Genomic DNA, 18,033 nt, shown 5'->3' on the forward strand with positions numbered 1-18,033 from the left:
AAAAATTAAATGAATAACGCTATGTTTGAATCAAATTAATTCAAAATTTAGATGAGTTATGCACAAGACAACGCTTGAACAGTGGTCATTACTGGAAAAAGTGGTGGAGGCTGGCAGCTTTGCCAAAGCGGCAGAGCTGACAAACCGCAGCCAGTCATCCGTCAGCTACAACCTCTCTTTACTGCAAGAGCGCATCGGCGTGGCGCTGCTGGTGGCGGAAGGGAGACGGGCCGTACTGACGCCCGCCGGGGAGCAACTGCTGAGCCAGGTGAAACCCCTGCTTAAAGGCTTTACCTACCTTGAGACGCGCGCGGCCACCCTGCGTAGCGGAATGCGCACCCGCATCGACTTAATGGTAGACAGTATTTTCCCCCGCCGTCGCCTGTTTGCCATTTTGCGTCAGTTCCAGCAGCGCTATCCGCACACGCAGGTCCGGCTGACCGAGGTGCTGGAAAACGCCAGCATTGACGTGGCCGCCAGTGAAGCCGACATCATGGTGTTAACACGTCGTCAGGACATCACCGGGCTGGGCGAATGGCTGATGAACATCGATTTTGTCGCCGTCGCCCATCGTGACCATCCGCTGTTTACCCTCGACGCACCGCTTAACGATGACATGCTGCGCCCGTGGCCGCTGATCCAGATTGCCGATAGCCACACAGCGGCGCGGGACACGGGCGGCTCCTGGACCTTCTCCACTATCGATGCCGCCATCGAAGCGGTGATTTCACAGGTGGGCTACGGCTGGCTGCCGGATGAGCGCATCCAGACCCAGCTTGAACAGGGGGTGCTTAAAACGCTGCCGCTTAGCCACGGCTTACGTCGCGCCACGCCGCTGCATCTGATAGTGAAACGCACCCTCACCCCGCTCGATGAACAGGTCGATACCTTACTGCGCCTCTTCAGCCAGCCGTCATAACGCTGAACTGCTACGCTTATGGGTCTGAACTTCAATCATGACAAGGAGCAGACCGTGAAAATTGATCTTACGGGGAAAGTGGCGCTGGTAACGGCTTCTACCGGTGGAATTGGCTTCGCCATTGCCAGAGGACTGGCCGAAAGCGGTGCCGAAGTGATCATCAATGGCCGCAGTACCGAATCAGTCAACGAGGGGATTCAGCAGTTACAGCAGGTGATCCCCGGCGTAACGGTACGTGCGGCGGTTGCCGATCTGAGCACCCAGGAAGGGGTAGAGGCGGTTCTGCGGACGGCATCGAACGTTGATATTCTGGTCAATAACGCCGGCATTTACGGCCCGCAGGATTTCTATGCAACCGACGATGAAACCTGGGATCGCTACTGGCAGACCAACGTGATGTCTGGCGTGCGTCTTTCACGCGCCCTGCTGCCCGGCATGGTGCGCAAGGGCTGGGGCCGGGTGGTGTTTATCTCCTCCGAGTCCGCCTGCAATATTCCGGCAGATATGATCCATTACGGGGTGAGCAAAACGGCGCAGCTGTCGCTGGCGCGCGGGCTAGCGAAATTTGTGGCCGGTAGCGGCGTAACGGTCAACAGCGTGCTGCCAGGGCCGACGCTCTCTGACGGCTTTGCCGACATGATGAAAGATGAGATCGAGAAGACAGGCAAATCGCTCGAAACGCTGGCGAAAGAGTTTGTAATGGCCAACCGCCCCAGCTCCGTGATTCAGCGTGCCGCCACGGTAGAGGAAGTGGCGAACATGGTGGTGTATGTCTGCTCGCAGCAGGCTTCAGCCACCTCCGGCGCGGCGCTGCGCGTGGACGGCGGCGTAGTGGATGACATTATCTGATCCTGAGCGCAATCGGGCTGTAAAAAACGCCCGTCGGTTTAAGAAATAGTCGGTTAAAACAGGTAAACTGACGGGCAGAAACTTTTCTATCGCTAAGACGTAGTTATGACCAATATGATTGCCGACGAGACCACGGCAAAGTCCACCGTGCTCTCTGTCTTCGACTTTGATGGAACATTAACCCATCACGACAGCTTTATTCCCTTCCTGCGCTTTGCTTTTGGCAAACGCTATTTTGCGGGTCGCCTGGTGCGCATGGCGTTGCCTACGCTCCACTGTGTGCGCCGCAAACTGACCCGCGACGAACTGAAAGAGGTGTTAATCAAAACCTTCCTCACCGGGGTAGATGAACACTGGTTACGTCAGCAGGCGGAAGCATTTTGTGAAAAGTACTGGAAAAAGCTGATGCGTCCGCAGGGCGTGCTGGCGGTTGCCGCGGAAGTGAACGCTGGCGCTGAAGTGACGATCTGCTCTGCCTCTCCGGCGCTGGTATTGCAGCCGTGGGCCGACAAACTCGGTATCAAATTGATTGGCACCCAGCTGGAAGTGAAAGAGGGTAAGCTGACCGGGAAGATTACCGGCCACAATTGCCGCTGTGCACAGAAGGTCGCCAGACTGGAGAAGGTATATGGCGATCTCACCCAGTACCATCTGCGCGCCTGGGGCGATACCCGTGGCGATCACGAGCTGCTGGCTGCGGCACAAGATCCGCACTGGCGGCACTTCCATCCGGCGCGCGCGCGCAGGAATTCGCCCATCAAAAATTAAGCTCCTTTTGGGCAGAGACGAAAACGGCAACCCAGAGGTTGCCGTTTTGCGTTTAACTTGCGTTCCGTTTCCCGGGGAACAACAGACTCGCCACAATACCGAGCGCCAGTACCCCCAGTACCACAAACAGGCTGGCGGTTGCCCCAATGCCATAGCCGTGATGCCAGAAATGGTCGGTGGCGTTAAGCCCCAGCTTAAAGGCCACAAAGAACAGCAGCAGCACCACCGCTTTTTCCAGGTGCACCAGATACTGCTTCAACGCTTCCAGCACAAAGTAGAGCGTACGCAGGCCGAGGATGGCAAACATCATGGCGCTGTAGATAATCAGCGGTTCGCGGCTTACGGCGATAATGGCCGGCACCGAATCGAACGCAAACATCACATCGGAAAGCTCAACAACTGCCACACAAAGCAGCAGCGGCGTGGCATAGCGCTTCGCCTTCTTCACGCGTCCGACCATCACCTCCTGGTTTTCCGGTTTTTCCAGTTCAGCATCCACCTCTTTCTGCGTCAGAAGAAACTTGTGGCTGCTGATCTTTGGCCAGACGGGATAGAAGCGTTTCACCAGACGGTAGGCCAGATGGTTGGAATAATCTTCCACTTCATCCTGCTCTTCGCCACGTTTAAGCATCATCACCGCCGTCCAGGCAACGATGAGCGCAAAAACCACCTCCACGTAGGGCCCCAGGCTCAACAGGCTGGTGCCGATTGCCACGAAGATCCCACGGAACACGATCGCCCCTAACACGCCCCAGTAGAGCACGCGGTGGCGATACTTATCCGGCACGCCGAACCAGGCGAAGATCGCCATCATCACAAACAGGTTATCGACCGAGAGGACCTCCTCGAGCGCATAACCGGTGAGGAACAGACTGGCCATCTCCGCGCCGTGGTGAACATAGAGAAAACCGGCGAAGGCCATCGCCATCATGACCCAGAAGATGGACCACATCGCGGCGCTTTTTAACGAGATCGGTTTGTCGTGACGGTGCATGAAGAGGTCGATAAACATCGCCCCGACAGCCATCACAACAAAGACAACAACGGTTTCCGTAGGGAAACCGAGATGAGCAGATGCCATATACAACCCTTTTTGAGAACCAGACACACCATGCAGCAAAGAAAAGGGCGGACCGTTAAATGGTCTCTTTACCCTTAATAAAATAAAAATCCCGCTCGGGGGCGGGAATTCACTACCCTGCATCATTCAAGCTGCGGACTAAAACGCTTGTGCTGGCCTTAAAAGACAAGCTCCGGGGAGGAGCAGGGTAACAAAGCCAACGCAGCTGCAGCTTGAAGGATAACGGGTATATTTTATCTCACAACGGGGCGTCTGGCAGGTTTTACTTTTCCGCCAGCGCCTGCGCGCAGGCCCAGGCGCTGGCCCATGCCCACTGGAAATTGTAACCGCCCAGCCAGCCGGTAACGTCCATCACTTCGCCAATAAAGTAGAGGCCTGGCACATTACGGGCTTCCATCGTTCTGGAAGAGAGTTCATGGGTATCTACGCCGCCGAGGGTAACTTCTGCGGTGCGATAGCCTTCGGTGCCGTTAGGCTGCACTCGCCACTGCGTAAGGGTATCGACAAGCGTCTGTTGATCGCGACTGTTGAGCTGTTTTAACGTGATATCAGGAATCTGGCCCAACAAGATCAGGCACTCCACCAGCCGTTTCGGCAAGTGAATGGCAAGGGTATTTTTGAGGCTCTGATTCGGATGCGCCGCACGCTGCTCATCGAGAAACGCCGCCAGGTCGCACTCCGGCAGCAGGTTCACCGTTACGAACTCACCGGGCAGCCAGTAGCTGGAAATTTGTAATACCGCCGGACCGGAAAGGCCACGGTGGGTAAAGAGCAGATTTTCACGAAAAACGGTACCGTCTTCGGCGGTGATCACCGACGGCACCGAAACGCCAGAGAGGGTTTGCAACTGCTCGAGCAGCGGCTTATGGAGAGTAAACGGCACCAGCCCGGCGCGGGTCGGTAAAACTTTCAGGCCAAACTGCTCGGCGATTTTGTAACCAAATGGCGACGCCCCCAGCCCTGGCATCGACAGGCCGCCGCTGGCAATGACCAGACTCGCCGCCTGAACGGTTTCACCGTTCAGTTGCAGGGTGTAGCCCTGCTCATCGCGGGTTACTTCTAACACTTCGGCGCGTAAACGGAGAGTAACGCCGCCTTTATTACACTCAGCGACGAGCATATCGACAATTTGCTGCGCAGAATCGTCGCAAAACAGTTGACCGAGCGTCTTTTCATGCCAGGCGATATTATGTTTACCCACAAGGTCGATAAAGTCCCATTGGGTGTAGCGCGCCAGGGCAGATTTGCAAAAATGACGGTTTTGGCTGAGATAGGCAGCAGGCTCAACATAAAGGTTAGTAAAATTGCAGCGCCCACCGCCTGACATCAGGATTTTACGCCCAGGTTTTTTGCCATTGTCCAGCAGCAAAATGCGACGCCCTGCCTGTCCGGCCATTGCCGCACAGAACATTCCCGCCGCACCGGCACCAATAATGATGGCATCAAACCTTTCCACGTCTTAATCCTCCAGATTCACAGGGCGCGAATTGTAAAGTTTCGTCGGTGGCCCTACCAGCGTTAATAACCTGATTTTTATTCATTTCGTTGAAATGTAATAAAATATTGTTTTAGTGCTACGCTTAATTCAGTCAGTAAATCAAAAAAAAGCTATATTTCACTTTGCCCGTTGCGCATTTGTCCTGGATAATGCGCCGCGTTCATGTCCCCAAGATGGCGTAACGTCCTATGCTACATTTGTTTGCTGGCCTGGATCTGCATACCGGGCTTTTATTATTGCTTGCTCTGGCATTTGTTTTGTTCTACGAAGCGATTAACGGCTTCCATGACACGGCGAACGCAGTGGCAACGGTTATCTATACACGTGCTATGCGCTCGCAGGTTGCGGTTGTCATGGCGGCGGTGGCTAACTTCTTTGGCGTTCTGCTTGGAGGTCTGAGTGTAGCTTACGCAATCGTGCATATGCTGCCAACAGATCTCCTGTTGAACGTCAGCTCCGGCCATGGCCTTGCCATGGTATTCTCCCTGCTGTTTGCCGCAATTATCTGGAACCTCGGTACCTGGTATTTTGGCCTGCCAGCCTCCAGTTCACATACCCTGATTGGCGCGATTATCGGTATTGGTTTAACCAATGCACTGATGACGGGCACCTCGGTGGTGGACGCGCTGAACATCCCCAAAGTCGTGGGTATTTTCGGCTCCCTGATTATCTCTCCTATCGTTGGTCTGGTGGTCGCAGGTGGCTTGATTTTCCTGCTGCGTCGTTACTGGAGCGGCACCAAAAAACGGGCCCGTATCCACCTGACGCCGGCCGAGCGTGAAAAGAAAGATGGCAAGAAAAAGCCACCATTCTGGACACGTATCGCCCTGATCATTTCTGCCATCGGCGTTGCGTTCTCTCACGGCGCTAACGACGGTCAGAAAGGCATTGGTCTGGTGATGCTGGTCCTGATTGGCGTGGCACCGGCGGGCTTTGTGGTGAATATGAACGCCACGGGCTACGAAATCACCCGTACGCGCGATGCGGTCAACAACGTGGAAACCTTCTTCCAGCAGCGTCCTGAGCTGCTGAAACAAGCGACCGGCGTGGATCAGTTAATCCCTTCTCCGGACGCGGGGGCAACTACGGCACCGGGTGAGTTCCACTGTCACCCGGCTAACGCGGTAAGCGCGCTGGAACGGGCGAAAGGCATGCTGACGGATGTCGAAAGCTACGACAAACTCTCTGTCGAGCAACGTAGCCAGCTGCGCCGCATTATGCTGTGCATCTCCGACGTGACCGACAAAGTGGGCAAGCTGCCTGACGTGAACGCTGACGATAAACGTCTGCTGAAGAAACTGAAAGGCGACATGCTGAACACCATCGAATACGCGCCAATCTGGATCATCATGGCGGTCGCGTTAGCGTTGGGCGTGGGTACGATGATTGGCTGGCGCCGCGTGGCAACCACCATCGGCGAGAAGATCGGTAAGAAAGGCATGACCTATGCGCAAGGGATGTCGGCGCAGATGACCGCCGCCGTTTCTATCGGTCTGGCGAGTTATACTGGTATGCCGGTCTCTACAACCCACGTACTCTCTTCGTCCGTGGCAGGTACCATGATCGTTGATGGCGGCGGTTTGCAGCGCAAAACCGTGACCAACATCCTGATGGCCTGGGTGTTTACCCTTCCGGCGTCTATCCTGCTCTCTGGCGGTCTGTACTGGATCTCCCTGCAGTTCCTCTAATCGCAGGCAGAGACAAAAAAAGCGGGTCAGGAAACTGACCCGCTTTTTTTTGTTCAGTGCCAGATCATCAACGCAATCATACTCACCACAACCAGGCCACACAGCGCACTGGTTAAAATGAACTGACGACGCAGGCGCTCGCAGCGCCGGATGAACTCTTCATCATGATGATCGCGGTAACGCTGGTAGTAGATATACCCCACCAGACGCATCTGTTTGCTGGGCTGTCCATGCGAGGTGAAGAACCCTCCACCGTCCACATACTGATAAAGCAATGGATCGCAACCACGAAGAACGACCAGTAGCGCGCGTAGCGATGAGAAGTAGCGCGCCATATTTACGATGCAAACTACACATAACGCCCAAAATAATGCGACGGTGCTAATCATACCTCCTCCCCGGCGACACGCCCACGAAGCAACGCTTCGGGACTACCGCTCCCCGATACCCTGACAGACCGCTCAGTGAAAGAGTCACACGAAACCGGACGGGTTAACGTTTTAATATCCGACCGGCTTAATCAATAGTGTAGGAGATCCGTTAATTTTTTTGCCACAAGGTTAATCGTTATCAACACCAATGCTTGAAAAATTTGTTCAACTGGGCCGTAATGAGAGCAGGTAGACAGCGGCTGAATGCGCTGGTCATCGATCACTTAAGGAAGGAGTAACACTATGGCTTACAAACATATTCTTATCGCAGTCGATCTCTCCCCGGAGAGCAAAGTGCTGGTCGATAAAGCCGTATCCATGGCACGTCCGTATAATGCGAAAGTTTCCCTGATTCACGTCGACGTTAACTACTCCGATCTCTATACCGGCCTTATCGATGTCAATCTTGGGGATATGCAGAAGCGTATTTCTGAAGAGACTCACCACGCCCTGAGCGAGCTTTCAACGAATGCGGGTTACCCGATTACCGAGACCCTGAGCGGTAGCGGCGACCTCGGTCAGGTGCTGGTTGATGCGATTAAGAAATACGATATGGACCTGGTGGTTTGCGGTCATCATCAGGACTTCTGGAGCAAGCTGATGTCTTCCGCGCGCCAGCTGATCAATACCGTGCACGTGGATATGCTGATTGTTCCGCTGCGTGACGAAGAAGACGAGTAAATAAAACGTTTGCCCCTCTCCCACAGGAGAGGGAATGATCGAGCCCCTCTCCCCGTGGGAGAGGGGTTGGGGTGAGGGCATCAGACCGCACTATACGTCCGGCGTACCAGAATAAATATCAAACCGATGCCCTTTCGTGGTCACCGCGTTGGTGGTCGCCACATCCGCCAGCGGCGGTGCGTAGTCCGGACGTTTCACCACCACACGCTTTGTCGCCAGCAGCCGGGCAGGTGCCAACAGCCCATCCGCATCCAGATCCGGACCCACCAGCGACTGAAACACCCGCATCTCTTTCTTCACCAGCGCACTTTTCTGCTTATGCGGGAACATGGGGTCGAGATAGACCACCTGTGGGCGTGGTGTGATGTCGGTCAACGCCGTCAGGCTGGAGGCGTGGATCAATTGCAGGCGCTCTTGCAGCCACGGACCAATCTCCGGGTCCGCATAGCCGCGCGCTAATCCATCGTCCAGCAATGCTGCCACTACCGGGTTACGCTCCAGCATTCGCACTCGACAGCCCACCGAGGCCAGTACAAACGCATCGCGCCCTAACCCTGCCGTGGCATCCACCACGTCCGGCAGATAACTGCCTTTGATGCCGACCGCTTTGGCAACCGCTTCGCCGCGACCGCCGCCAAACTTGCGCCGGTGCGCCATCGCCCCGCCGACAAAATCGACAAAAATGCCGCCGAGCTTCGGTTCGTCGCGCTTGCGCAGTTCCAGATGCGTTGTCGTCATTACCAGCGCCATCGGGTTTTCATCATCGTGCTCCAGCCCCCAGCGGGCGGCCAGAACAGATAAGGCGCCGTCTCCGGCGCCTGTTTCATCAAACAAACAAATTTTCACTGCGGCAATTAACCCTTAATACCGTAATGCTCCAGCATCGCATCCAGCTGCGGCTCACGGCCACGGAAGCGTTTGAACAGCGCCATCGGCTCTTCAGACCCGCCGCGCGTCAGGATGTTATCGAGGAACGACTGACCGGTTTCGCGGTTAAAAATGCCTTCCTCTTCGAAGCGAGAGTATGCGTCTGCAGCCAGCACGTCGGCCCACAGGTAGCTGTAGTAACCCGCTGCGTAGCCGCCCGCAAAGATGTGGCTGAACGCGTGCGGGAAGCGACCCCAGGTTGGCCCCGGAATAACGGCGACCTGCTTTTTAATCTCGGCCAGCGTTTCAAGGATTTTCGCCCCCTGCTCCGGGCTGAACTCGGCGTGCAGACGGAAATCGAACAGGCCGAACTCCAGCTGGCGCAGAATAAACATCGCCGCCTGATAGTTTTTCGCCGCCAGCATTTTATCCAGCAGTTCTTTCGGCAGCGGTTCGCCGGTCTCATAATGGCCGGAGATAAACGCCAGCGCGTCCGGCTCCCAGCACCAGTTTTCCATAAACTGGCTCGGCAGCTCGACCGCATCCCACGGCACACCGCTGATACCGGCGACACCCGCGGTTTCGATGCGGGTCAGCATGTGGTGCAGACCGTGACCGAACTCGTGGAACAGGGTGATCACTTCATCGTGGGTAAAGAGCGCCGGTTTGCCGCTCACCGGACGGTTGAAGTTACAGGTCAGGTAGGCAACCGGCTTCTGCAGAGTACCGTCCGCTTTACGCATCTGGCCCACGCAGTCATCCATCCACGCCCCGCCGCGCTTGTTTTCACGCGCATAGAGATCGAGGTAGAAGCTGCCGCGCAATTCATTTTTCTCGTCATACAGCTCGAAGAAACGCACATCCGGATGCCAGACGTCGATATCTTTGCGCTCTTTGGCGGTGATGCCGTAGATACGCTGCACCACTTCGAACAGGCCATTCACGGCTTTGTTTTCCGGGAAGTACGGGCGCAGCTGCTCATCGCTGATGCTGTAGAGGTGCTGTTTCTGTTTTTCGCTGTAGTAAGCAATGTCCCACGGCTGCAGTTCGTCCACGCCGAACTCCGCTTTCGCGAAGGCGCGCAGCTGGGCCAGCTCTTTCTCACCCTGCGGACGGGCGCGTTTGGCGAGATCGGTCAGGAAGTCCAGCACCTGCTGCGGGTTCTCCGCCATTTTGGTGGCGAGAGATTTGTCGGCATAGTTTTCAAAGCCCAGCAGCTGCGCCAGCTCGTGACGCAGGGCAAGGATTTCGGCCATCACCGGGCTGTTATCCCATTTACCGGCATTCGGCCCCTGATCGGACGCACGCGTGCTGTAGGCGCGGTACATCTCTTCACGCAGAGCCTGGTTGTCGCAGTAGGTCATCACTGGCAGGTAGCTCGGGATATCCAGCGTCAGCAGGAACCCTTCCTGCTCTTTCGCTTCGGCCTGGGCTTTTGCTGCAGCCAGCGCGCTTTCCGGCATCCCCGCCAGCTCCGCTTCGTCGGTAATCAGCTTCGTCCAGCCCATGGTGGCATCGAGCACGTTGTTGCTGTACTGGTTACCCAGCTCGGACAGACGGGCGGCGATTTCGCCATAGCGTTGTTGTTTCTCTTTTGGCAGCCCGATACCGGACAGTTCAAAATCACGCAGGGCATTATCGACCGATTTTTTCTGGGCAGTATTCATGGCGGCGTAATGGTCGCCGTCGCGCAGGTCGCGGTAGGCTTTATACAGTCCTTCGTGCTGACCAACCCAGGTGCTGTACTCGGAGAGCAGCGGCAGGGTTTGTTCATAGGCTTCGCGCAGTTCCGGGCTGTTTTTCACCGAGTTCAGGTGGCTCACCGGCGAGAAAATGCGCCCCAGCACGTCGTCCACCTCGGCCAGCGGCTGACACAGATTTTCCCAGGTGTACGGCCCGCCCTGCGCCACCACGCTCTCTACCGCTGCGCGGCAGTTGCCCAGCGCTTCGGTAACGGCAGGCACCACATGCTCAGGGAGAATTTTAGAAAATGGCGGCAGGGAAAAAGGCGTCAGTAATGGATTGGTCATAAACGCTGTCCTGTTAAATAGGGTAAGTGAAGCGCGCATCCGGCGCTGTGCATATGGGTCAGTAATGGGGGTAAGTGTAGAGGATTTCAATACCGGGCGTTGCGCTTTCGCGGCGGTGGCGACTTTTCTGTATACTGTGGCGATACGCTTTTTTTTACCTGATGGAACACCTTTACCCATGCTCAGTTATCGCCATAGCTTCCACGCGGGCAACCACGCCGACGTCCTTAAACACACTGTTCAGAGCTTGATCATTGAAGCGCTGAAAGAGAAAGATAAACCCTTTCTCTATCTGGACACCCATGCCGGCGCGGGCCGCTATCAACTGAGCGGCGAACATGCCGAGCGCACCGGTGAATATCTGGAAGGTATTGCCCGCATCTGGCAGCAGGACGACCTGCCTGCCGAGCTGGAGCCCTATATCGGCGTGGTTAATCATTTCAACCGCAACGGCCAGCTGCGCTACTACCCCGGTTCCCCGCTGATTGCCCGCCAGTTGCTGCGCGAGCAGGACAGCCTGCAGTTGACTGAGCTGCACCCGAGCGACTTCCCGCTGCTGCGCTCTGAATTCCAGAAAGACAACCGCGCCCGGGTAGATAAGGCTGATGGCTATCAGCAACTGAAGGCTAAACTGCCGCCGGTCTCCCGTCGCGGTCTGGTACTGATCGACCCGCCGTACGAAATTAAAACCGATTATCAGGCGGTGGTAACCGGCATCAACGAAGGTTACAAACGCTTTGCCACTGGCACCTACGCCCTGTGGTATCCGGTGGTATTGCGCGCGCAAATTAAACGCATGATCAAAGACCTCGAAGCGACCGGCATCCGCAAAATCCTGCAAATTGAGCTGGCCGTCCGTCCGGACAGCGATCAACGCGGTATGACCGCCTCCGGCATGATTGTCATTAACCCGCCGTGGAAGCTCGAAGCGCAGATGAACAATGTGCTGCCGTGGCTGCACAAAACCCTGGTGCCAGCGGGAACCGGCCACGCCACCGTCAGTTGGATCGTGCCGGAGTAATTGCAGGCATCGGTGGAAACTATTGATTTCAGGTATACAATCGCGCCAACCAGATATTAAGGATAAGACTCATGAGCAAGCATTATGACTACATCGCCATTGGCGGCGGCAGCGGCGGCATCGCCTCTATTAACCGTGCGGCCATGTATGGCCAGAAGTGTGCGCTGATTGAAGCCAAAGAGTTAGGCGGCACCTGCGTAAACGTGGGTTGTGTACCGAAGAAAGTGATGTGGCACGCGGCGCAGATCCGCGAAGCTATCCATATGTATGGCCCGGATTATGGCTTTGACACGACCCTTAACCACTTCGACTGGGATAAGTTGATCGCCAGCCGTACCGCCTACATCGACCGTATTCACACCTCGTACGATAACGTGCTGGGCAAGAACAACGTTGACGTAATCCGCGGTTTCGCCCGCTTTGTAGATGCAAAAACGATCGAAGTGAACGGCGAGACGATCACCGCCGATCATATCCTGATCGCCACCGGCGGCCGTCCGAGCCACCCGAACATTCCGGGCGTGGAGTACGGTATCGACTCCGACGGCTTCTTCGAGCTGCCTGCTCTGCCTAAGCGCGTTGCCGTTGTCGGTGCGGGCTACATCGCCGTTGAGCTGGCTGGCGTAATTAACGGCCTGGGCGCAGAAGCGCACCTGTTCGTGCGTAAACATGCGCCGCTGCGCAGCTTCGACCCGCTGATCGTTGAGACCCTGGTCGAAGTGATGAACGCGGAAGGGCCAACCCTGCACACCAATGCCGTACCGAAAGCGGTAGTGAAAAATGCCGACGGTAGCCTGACGCTGGAGCTTGAAGATGGCCGTAGCCAGACCGTAGATTGCCTGATCTGGGCAATTGGTCGCGAACCCGCCAATGACAACTTCAACCTGGCGGTAACTGGCGTTAAAACCGATGAAAAAGGTTACATCGTTGTCGATAAATTCCAGAACACCAGCGTATCGGGCATCTACGCCGTTGGCGATAACACCGGCGCGGTTGAGCTGACGCCGGTTGCCGTTGCAGCGGGCCGTCGCCTCTCTGAGCGTCTGTTTAACAACAAGCCGGACGAGCATCTGGATTACAGCAATATCCCGACCGTGGTCTTCAGCCATCCGCCTATCGGCACCGTTGGCTTAACCGAGCCGCAGGCGCGCGAGCAGTATGGTGACGAGCAGGTCAAAGTCTACAAATCGTCGTTTACTGCCATGTACACGGCGGTCACCTCTCATCGCCAGCCTTGCCGTATGAAGCTGGTTTGTGTTGGTCCGGAAGAGAAAATCGTCGGCATTCACGGTATTGGCTTCGGCATGGACGAGATCCTGCAGGGCTTCGCGGTGGCGCTGAAGATGGGCGCAACCAAGAAAGACTTTGATAACACCGTTGCGATTCACCCGACGGCGGCGGAAGAGTTCGTTACCATGCGCTGATTGTTTGCGCAGGAGAGTCCTTTACCCAAACTGGCCGCGCAACGGCCAGTTTTTTTTTGGCGTGATGAAATAAAAGACAACGCATCATCCTTGTGGGCTGCCACAGGGGATGGGGAGATCACGCCCCCTCCTTCGCCCCGTCTTCTCCACCCGCTGCCAGGTTGCTAACAGCGTTAATCCACTTTCCCTCCGGGTAAAGCGGGTGACGTTAGCGGCAAAGGCACGCCTCATGGACTTATGTACAAACGGTAACAAAATAGCCCGTTGCCGGCCAGGGAGTTGGCTAATCTTAAAAGGCGCTAAGCCGTGCCCTTCAGAAAATAATTTAAGACTGAGTAGAGAACATGCATCTGAAAATTACCGCGACGTTTATGTCGAAGATACACCTCGTCCTGGCCCTCGCCTGGACCATACTGACGATACCTACCCTGCTGTGGTGGAAAAACAGCATCCTGTGGGTGTCACTAATGAGTATCTACGCGATTGTGATTTCGCATCTCGCCGCGTACAGTGCCGCACATGCAGAAAAAGCGGCCAGTAAGGCGCTGGGCGAGAGCGCTAACGCGAACCAGAAAGCCAGTCACACCGCAGCCACGGTTCATGAGAATGCGCGACAACGAATGCTCTGATTTTTCATTCCCCGCTTAACGTCCTTAAAATACCTTTTAACGTTGTAAATTCATTGGGTTAATGTGTTTTTTGCGCGTCGTTAGCGGGGAAAAAAGCGTGATCAACCGCACACTTCGCACCGCATTCACCGAAGCGAATGTCTACGCTTAAAAGACGACCGGGAAAAACCCGTATTTGTTACGACAAAACCGGAGGTCCACACCACCATGTTCAACCAGAAATTACAGGCAGCAGAGGTTATCGAGTTCGAGATTGCGGAAGAGATTCGCTACGAAACCGATCCCTGCGAGTTAAAACTGGATGAGATGATTGAGGCGGAGCCGGAACCGGAAATGATCGAGGGGTTGCCCGCATCTGATGCGCTGACCCCGGCCGATCGTTACCTTGAATTGTTTGAGCACGTTCAGTCGACGCGACTCTTTGCAGACAGCAAAACGTTCCCCGACTGCGCGCCAAAGATGGATCCGCTGGATATCCTTATCCGCTACCGTAAAGTCAGACGCCACCGGGACTTTAACTTGCGCCAGTTTGTGGAGAACCACTTCTGGCTGCCGGAAGACTACAGCAAAGAGTACATCTCTGACCCTGGTCTATCCCTGAAAGAGCACATTGATAACCTGTGGCCGGTGCTGACGCGCGAGCCGCAGGATCATATCCCGTGGTCATCACTGCTGGTATTGCCGCAGGCCTATATCGTGCCGGGCGGCCGTTTCAGCGAAACCTACTACTGGGACTCCTATTTCTCCATGCTGGGGCTGGCCGAGAGCGGCCGCAACGATCTGCTGAAATGTATGGCGGATAATTTTGCGTGGTTGATTGAGCGCTACGGTCACATTCCGAACGGCAACCGTACTTACTACTTGAGCCGCTCCCAGCCGCCGGTCTTCGCCCTGATGGTCGAGCTGTTCGAAGAGGACGGCGTGCGCGGCGCGAAGCGCTATCTGGACCACCTGAAGATGGAATACGCGTTCTGGATGGACGGCGCCGAGTCGCTGCTGCTCAACCAGGCTTATCGTAGCGCAGTGCGTATGCCAGACGGCTCTCTGCTCAACCGCTACTGGGATGACCGTGACACTCCGCGCGATGAATCCTGGATCGAAGACGTGGAAACGGCCCGCCACTCTGGCCGTCCGCCAAACGAAGTTTATCGCGACTTGCGCGCCGGGGCGGCCTCGGGCTGGGACTACTCCTCCCGCTGGCTGCGCGATCCGTCACGGCTGGCGAGCATCCGCACGACGCAGTTTATCCCTATCGATCTGAACGCGTTCCTCTTCAAGCTGGAGAGCGCCATCGCTAATATTTCGGCGTCGAAAGGGGATAAAGAGACCGCAGAGATTTTCCATCAGAAGGCGAGCGATCGTCGCGCGGCGGTGAACCGTTATCTGTGGGATGAAGAGACGGGCTGCTATCGTGACTACGACTGGCGACGCGAGGAGATGGCCCTGTTCTCTGCAGCCAGCATCGTGCCGCTGTACGTAGGAATGTCGACGCATGAGCAGGCCGAACGTTTGTCCGATGCCGTAAAAGCGCGTCTGTTGACGCCAGGCGGCATCATGGCCACGGAGTATGAGACCGGCGAACAGTGGGATAAACCCAACGGCTGGGCCCCGCTGCAATGGATGGCGATCCAGGGGTTCAAACAGTATGGCAACGACTCGCTCGGCGATGAAATTGCCTGGAGCTGGCTGCAAACGGTGAACCACTATTACAAGGAGCACCACAAGCTGATCGAGAAGTACCACATCGCCAGCAGTACGCCTCGTGAAGGTGGCGGGGGGGAGTACCCGCTGCAGGATGGCTTTGGCTGGACAAACGGCGTGATTCGTCGCCTGATTGGGCTATATGGGGAGCCGTAGCTCCCCTCAGCGCGCTAGCGAATCACTTCATAAATTTCCGTCTGGATACCCTGCCACTTTTTGCTGCTGGCATCCGGCTGCGCCTGCGCCCGGCGGGTGGCCTGCTCAACCTCGTAACGTTGACGCGCCACTACCGCCGGCACGGTGCAAAAGGCCTGTAGCCAGGTTTTGCGCGTGCTCGTGAGCTTCTCGCCGGATGACATGGCATGGCTCAGGGTAGTGATAAATCGCCGACAGGGCTTCTGCTCCGTCATTTGCAGGCGATAGCGCATCAACATCTCCAGTACGGCAACGTTACCCGCCGAGTGCGCCTGCTCAGTCCAGGAGACTTTCCAGTCCATCCCCCCTTTCAGAAAGAGCTGCACCACGCGGGCATCATTACGATCGATGGCCGAACGGAAGTTGTTCTCATCCCAGGTGATGCCCATCCGCGTCAGCGTGTCCCGCGATGAAGGGGTGTCACGCATATCTTCGGGCTGCTGGGTCTGAACGACCACTTCCGCGGCCCGGGGCTGCGAATCGCCAACGAAGAGCCAGACGCCCCCTGCCAGCATCGCCAGCACCATAACCCCTACTGCCCCCCAGAGTAGCCCGGAGATAAGCTGATCGCGCTGCTCCGGCGTGCGCTCCGCCCGTCGCTGCGGTTTATCGATATTCTCACCAATTTCATCGCTATCGCCGCCGGCCGCCTTGTTTTTCTGCTGCGCATGCTCCCAGAAGCGGTGCAGGTCGTTGGTCTCCACCGCCAGCAAGGCTGCCGGATTAACCCGGGTACGCCCCTGCTCAAAGGCACGCTGCACCGGGCTGGCAATCTGGTCGTAGTAGCTGTCCATTAAGACAATCTGTGCCGGGGTCAAGGCCTCTCCGGCCAGCAGCGTATTACGGATCTGGCGTATATCGTCGAGGAAGGTTTGCAGCGTTTTTCGCGGCTCCACCAGCAGGGTGAGATGGTGCTGATCGCTGAAAAGCGCAGCGTAATAGCGGGAAAACTCCTTTTTATCCACGACCATCAGCGCCAGCTCGCTGAATTTCATGCCGCTCAGCACATCGTTGCGTTCGCCCTGTCGTAGCCAGCGTCGAACCTGATCGGCGCTGAACAGGGTTTTCAGGTGATTGTTCAGACGCGTAGGATCGGGCCAGGCTTTCAGCACCAGCGCTTTCAGCATCATCTCGACTGCGCGCACCTGCTTTTGCGCCTGCAGCTGTTGCGCCTCATCCGCCGGGGCAAGCTCGGTACTGTAGGTCAGCAGGGGCTGTTGCTGGCGCACATGCTCAAGGGCCGTGACAAAACGCGTCGCCGCAATCAGCTGGTTGTCGCTGACATCCTGTCCACTCTCATACTGTGGTACACGCTGTTGCAGCAGACGCAGCTGGAGCGTGAAGTTCGACATTTCAGCGTCGTTCAGGTGTAGCCGCTTCGCCAACGCCGCCCAACCTCCCAGGCCGAGGCGCGCGTTATCCAGCTGTTCCAGAAACCAGCGGGGATCCTTGCCTTCCGATACATGCACTTTCAGGAGCAGCAGGATCTCCACCGACGCCTGACGAATGATACCCAGACAGTGTTCAAACTGTTCCCGGACGTGATGCGTTTTGCTGAGGGTCATCATTTTCCTTTCCGTAAAATGAAAACAGATATGGGGTCGTCTCTATGCGACTTTTTTCTTTTATTTATACAGGCTTAACCATACCTGAGAATCTATGGTATTACAGTGACAGCCGTATAATCATTAACACAATTTATGGGATAAGCCTGATGCCGGTACTGCATACCCCGCGTTTAACCTGCTCGCCGCTGGGCGAAGCGGATTGGTCCTTTTTCCTGGCGCTTCAGCAAGACCCGGACGTGATGCGCTACGTTGCAGATAACCGCCCGGAAACGGCGATCCGGGAGGCCTTTGAATCCCGCCTGCCCGAGTGGACGCCTGGCAGCGCGCACTGGTTATGCTTGCTGGTTCGGGACACCCTCAGCCAGACGCCACTGGGCGTAACGGGATATCTGCATCATGAAGAGGATATTGCCGAGGTGGGATTCTTATTCGCCCCGCAGGCGCAGGGTCTGGGATATGGCTTTGAATCGTTAAAAGCGGTGTGTGATTTTGCCTTTAACGAGGGGGGAATTCGCCGGTTAACTGCCACCGTGACGGCCGGAAACCTGCCCTCCAGGCGGCTGCTGGAGAAGCAGGGTTTTGTGCTGGAAGGCGAGCTGCGAGAAAATTATCAGTTGGCTGGCCGGTGGCATAATGACTGGCTGTTTGGCCTGCTGAAAAAAGAGTATCAGCAGGCGTAACCG

General features: G+C 56.2%; 15 protein-coding genes and 1 pseudogene. 10 read left to right on the plus strand and 6 right to left on the minus strand.

Going from position 1 to position 18,033, the window contains the following annotated elements; genetic code table 11:
- The first annotated feature begins 58 nt into the window (after nucleotides 1-58).
- The 3 genes from B2Q93_RS08125 to B2Q93_RS08135 all read left to right on the plus strand — a co-directional run bounded on the left by B2Q93_RS08125 (nucleotide 59) and on the right by B2Q93_RS08135 (nucleotide 2,536).
- Nucleotides 59-919 (plus strand): LysR family transcriptional regulator, encoded by an 861-nt coding sequence (locus B2Q93_RS08125; protein ID WP_233802631.1) that lies wholly within the window; start codon nucleotides 59-61, stop codon nucleotides 917-919.
- Nucleotides 920-973: 54 nt separating this feature from the next.
- A complete protein-coding gene (locus B2Q93_RS08130) occupies nucleotides 974-1,768 on the plus strand; it encodes an SDR family NAD(P)-dependent oxidoreductase (protein WP_286932476.1) in 795 nt (264 codons plus the stop codon).
- A 105-nt stretch (nucleotides 1,769-1,873) separates the two neighbouring features.
- Complete coding sequence (locus B2Q93_RS08135; RefSeq protein ID WP_080346650.1) at nucleotides 1,874-2,536, plus strand: HAD family hydrolase; 663 nt, start codon at nucleotides 1,874-1,876, stop codon at nucleotides 2,534-2,536.
- Between the two features lie 52 nt (nucleotides 2,537-2,588).
- On the opposite strand, the gene B2Q93_RS08140 is transcribed toward B2Q93_RS08135, so the two are convergent.
- Both B2Q93_RS08140 and B2Q93_RS08145 read right to left on the minus strand, forming a co-directional pair.
- Nucleotides 2,589-3,617 carry a TerC/Alx family metal homeostasis membrane protein gene (locus B2Q93_RS08140; protein ID WP_040078198.1) on the minus strand — a complete coding sequence of 343 codons (1,029 nt, stop codon included), beginning with the start codon at nucleotides 3,615-3,617 and terminating at the stop codon, nucleotides 2,589-2,591.
- Between the two features lie 262 nt (nucleotides 3,618-3,879).
- On the minus strand, nucleotides 3,880-5,073 hold the full coding sequence (locus tag B2Q93_RS08145) for an NAD(P)/FAD-dependent oxidoreductase (RefSeq protein ID WP_286932478.1): 1,194 nt from the start codon (nucleotides 5,071-5,073) through the stop codon (nucleotides 3,880-3,882).
- Between the two features lie 230 nt (nucleotides 5,074-5,303).
- On the opposite strand from B2Q93_RS08145, the gene pitA reads away from it, so the two are divergent.
- Nucleotides 5,304-6,803, plus strand: coding sequence for an inorganic phosphate transporter PitA (gene pitA, locus B2Q93_RS08150; RefSeq protein ID WP_040078196.1), 1,500 nt, complete (start codon nucleotides 5,304-5,306; stop codon nucleotides 6,801-6,803).
- 53 nt (nucleotides 6,804-6,856) lie between these two features.
- Here pitA and uspB read toward each other — a convergent pair whose 3' ends face one another.
- A complete protein-coding gene (gene uspB, locus B2Q93_RS08155; protein WP_003861224.1) occupies nucleotides 6,857-7,192 on the minus strand; it encodes a universal stress protein UspB in 336 nt (111 codons plus the stop codon).
- 285 nt (nucleotides 7,193-7,477) lie between these two features.
- Between uspB and uspA the strand changes: the two genes are divergently transcribed.
- The gene (uspA, locus tag B2Q93_RS08160; protein WP_003861223.1) at nucleotides 7,478-7,915 is read left to right on the plus strand and encodes a universal stress protein UspA; all 438 of its coding nucleotides are present in this window, start codon (nucleotides 7,478-7,480) and stop codon (nucleotides 7,913-7,915) included.
- Nucleotides 7,916-8,005: 90 nt separating this feature from the next.
- Here the strand turns inward: uspA and rsmJ are convergent, their stop codons facing one another.
- Both rsmJ and prlC read right to left on the minus strand, forming a co-directional pair.
- Nucleotides 8,006-8,761, minus strand: a complete 756-nt coding sequence (gene rsmJ / locus B2Q93_RS08165; RefSeq protein ID WP_286932481.1) for a 16S rRNA (guanine(1516)-N(2))-methyltransferase RsmJ — start codon at nucleotides 8,759-8,761, stop codon at nucleotides 8,006-8,008.
- A gap of 8 nt (nucleotides 8,762-8,769) precedes the next feature.
- Nucleotides 8,770-10,812: an oligopeptidase A gene (gene prlC, locus B2Q93_RS08170; protein ID WP_286932483.1), complete on the minus strand. Its 2,043-nt coding sequence runs from the start codon at nucleotides 10,810-10,812 to the stop codon at nucleotides 8,770-8,772.
- A 178-nt stretch (nucleotides 10,813-10,990) separates the two neighbouring features.
- On the opposite strand from prlC, the gene B2Q93_RS08175 reads away from it, so the two are divergent.
- The 4 genes and pseudogenes from B2Q93_RS08175 (at nucleotide 10,991) to B2Q93_RS08190 (ending at nucleotide 15,743) form a co-directional block, all read left to right on the plus strand.
- Nucleotides 10,991-11,833 carry a 23S rRNA (adenine(2030)-N(6))-methyltransferase RlmJ gene (locus B2Q93_RS08175; RefSeq protein ID WP_040078190.1) on the plus strand — a complete coding sequence of 281 codons (843 nt, stop codon included), beginning with the start codon at nucleotides 10,991-10,993 and terminating at the stop codon, nucleotides 11,831-11,833.
- A gap of 71 nt (nucleotides 11,834-11,904) precedes the next feature.
- A complete protein-coding gene (gorA, locus tag B2Q93_RS08180) occupies nucleotides 11,905-13,257 on the plus strand; it encodes a glutathione-disulfide reductase (protein WP_046886813.1) in 1,353 nt (450 codons plus the stop codon).
- Nucleotides 13,258-13,607: 350 nt separating this feature from the next.
- Nucleotides 13,608-13,802 (plus strand): annotated as a pseudogene (locus B2Q93_RS08185) (monooxygenase); the annotation flags it as partial.
- A gap of 291 nt (nucleotides 13,803-14,093) precedes the next feature.
- Nucleotides 14,094-15,743: an alpha,alpha-trehalase gene (locus B2Q93_RS08190; protein WP_040078186.1), complete on the plus strand. Its 1,650-nt coding sequence runs from the start codon at nucleotides 14,094-14,096 to the stop codon at nucleotides 15,741-15,743.
- Nucleotides 15,744-15,757: 14 nt separating this feature from the next.
- Here B2Q93_RS08190 and B2Q93_RS08195 read toward each other — a convergent pair whose 3' ends face one another.
- On the minus strand, nucleotides 15,758-17,347 hold the full coding sequence (locus B2Q93_RS08195; RefSeq protein WP_286932499.1) for an STY4199 family HEPN domain-containing protein: 1,590 nt from the start codon (nucleotides 17,345-17,347) through the stop codon (nucleotides 15,758-15,760).
- A 149-nt stretch (nucleotides 17,348-17,496) separates the two neighbouring features.
- On the opposite strand from B2Q93_RS08195, the gene B2Q93_RS08200 reads away from it, so the two are divergent.
- Complete coding sequence (locus tag B2Q93_RS08200; protein ID WP_046886815.1) at nucleotides 17,497-18,030, plus strand: GNAT family N-acetyltransferase; 534 nt, start codon at nucleotides 17,497-17,499, stop codon at nucleotides 18,028-18,030.
- Nucleotides 18,031-18,033: the final 3 nt, after the last annotated feature.

Origin of the sequence: Leclercia sp. UBA5958, from assembly GCF_002430365.1 — a bacterium.
Lineage (GTDB): Bacteria > Pseudomonadota > Gammaproteobacteria > Enterobacterales > Enterobacteriaceae > Enterobacter > Enterobacter pneumoniae.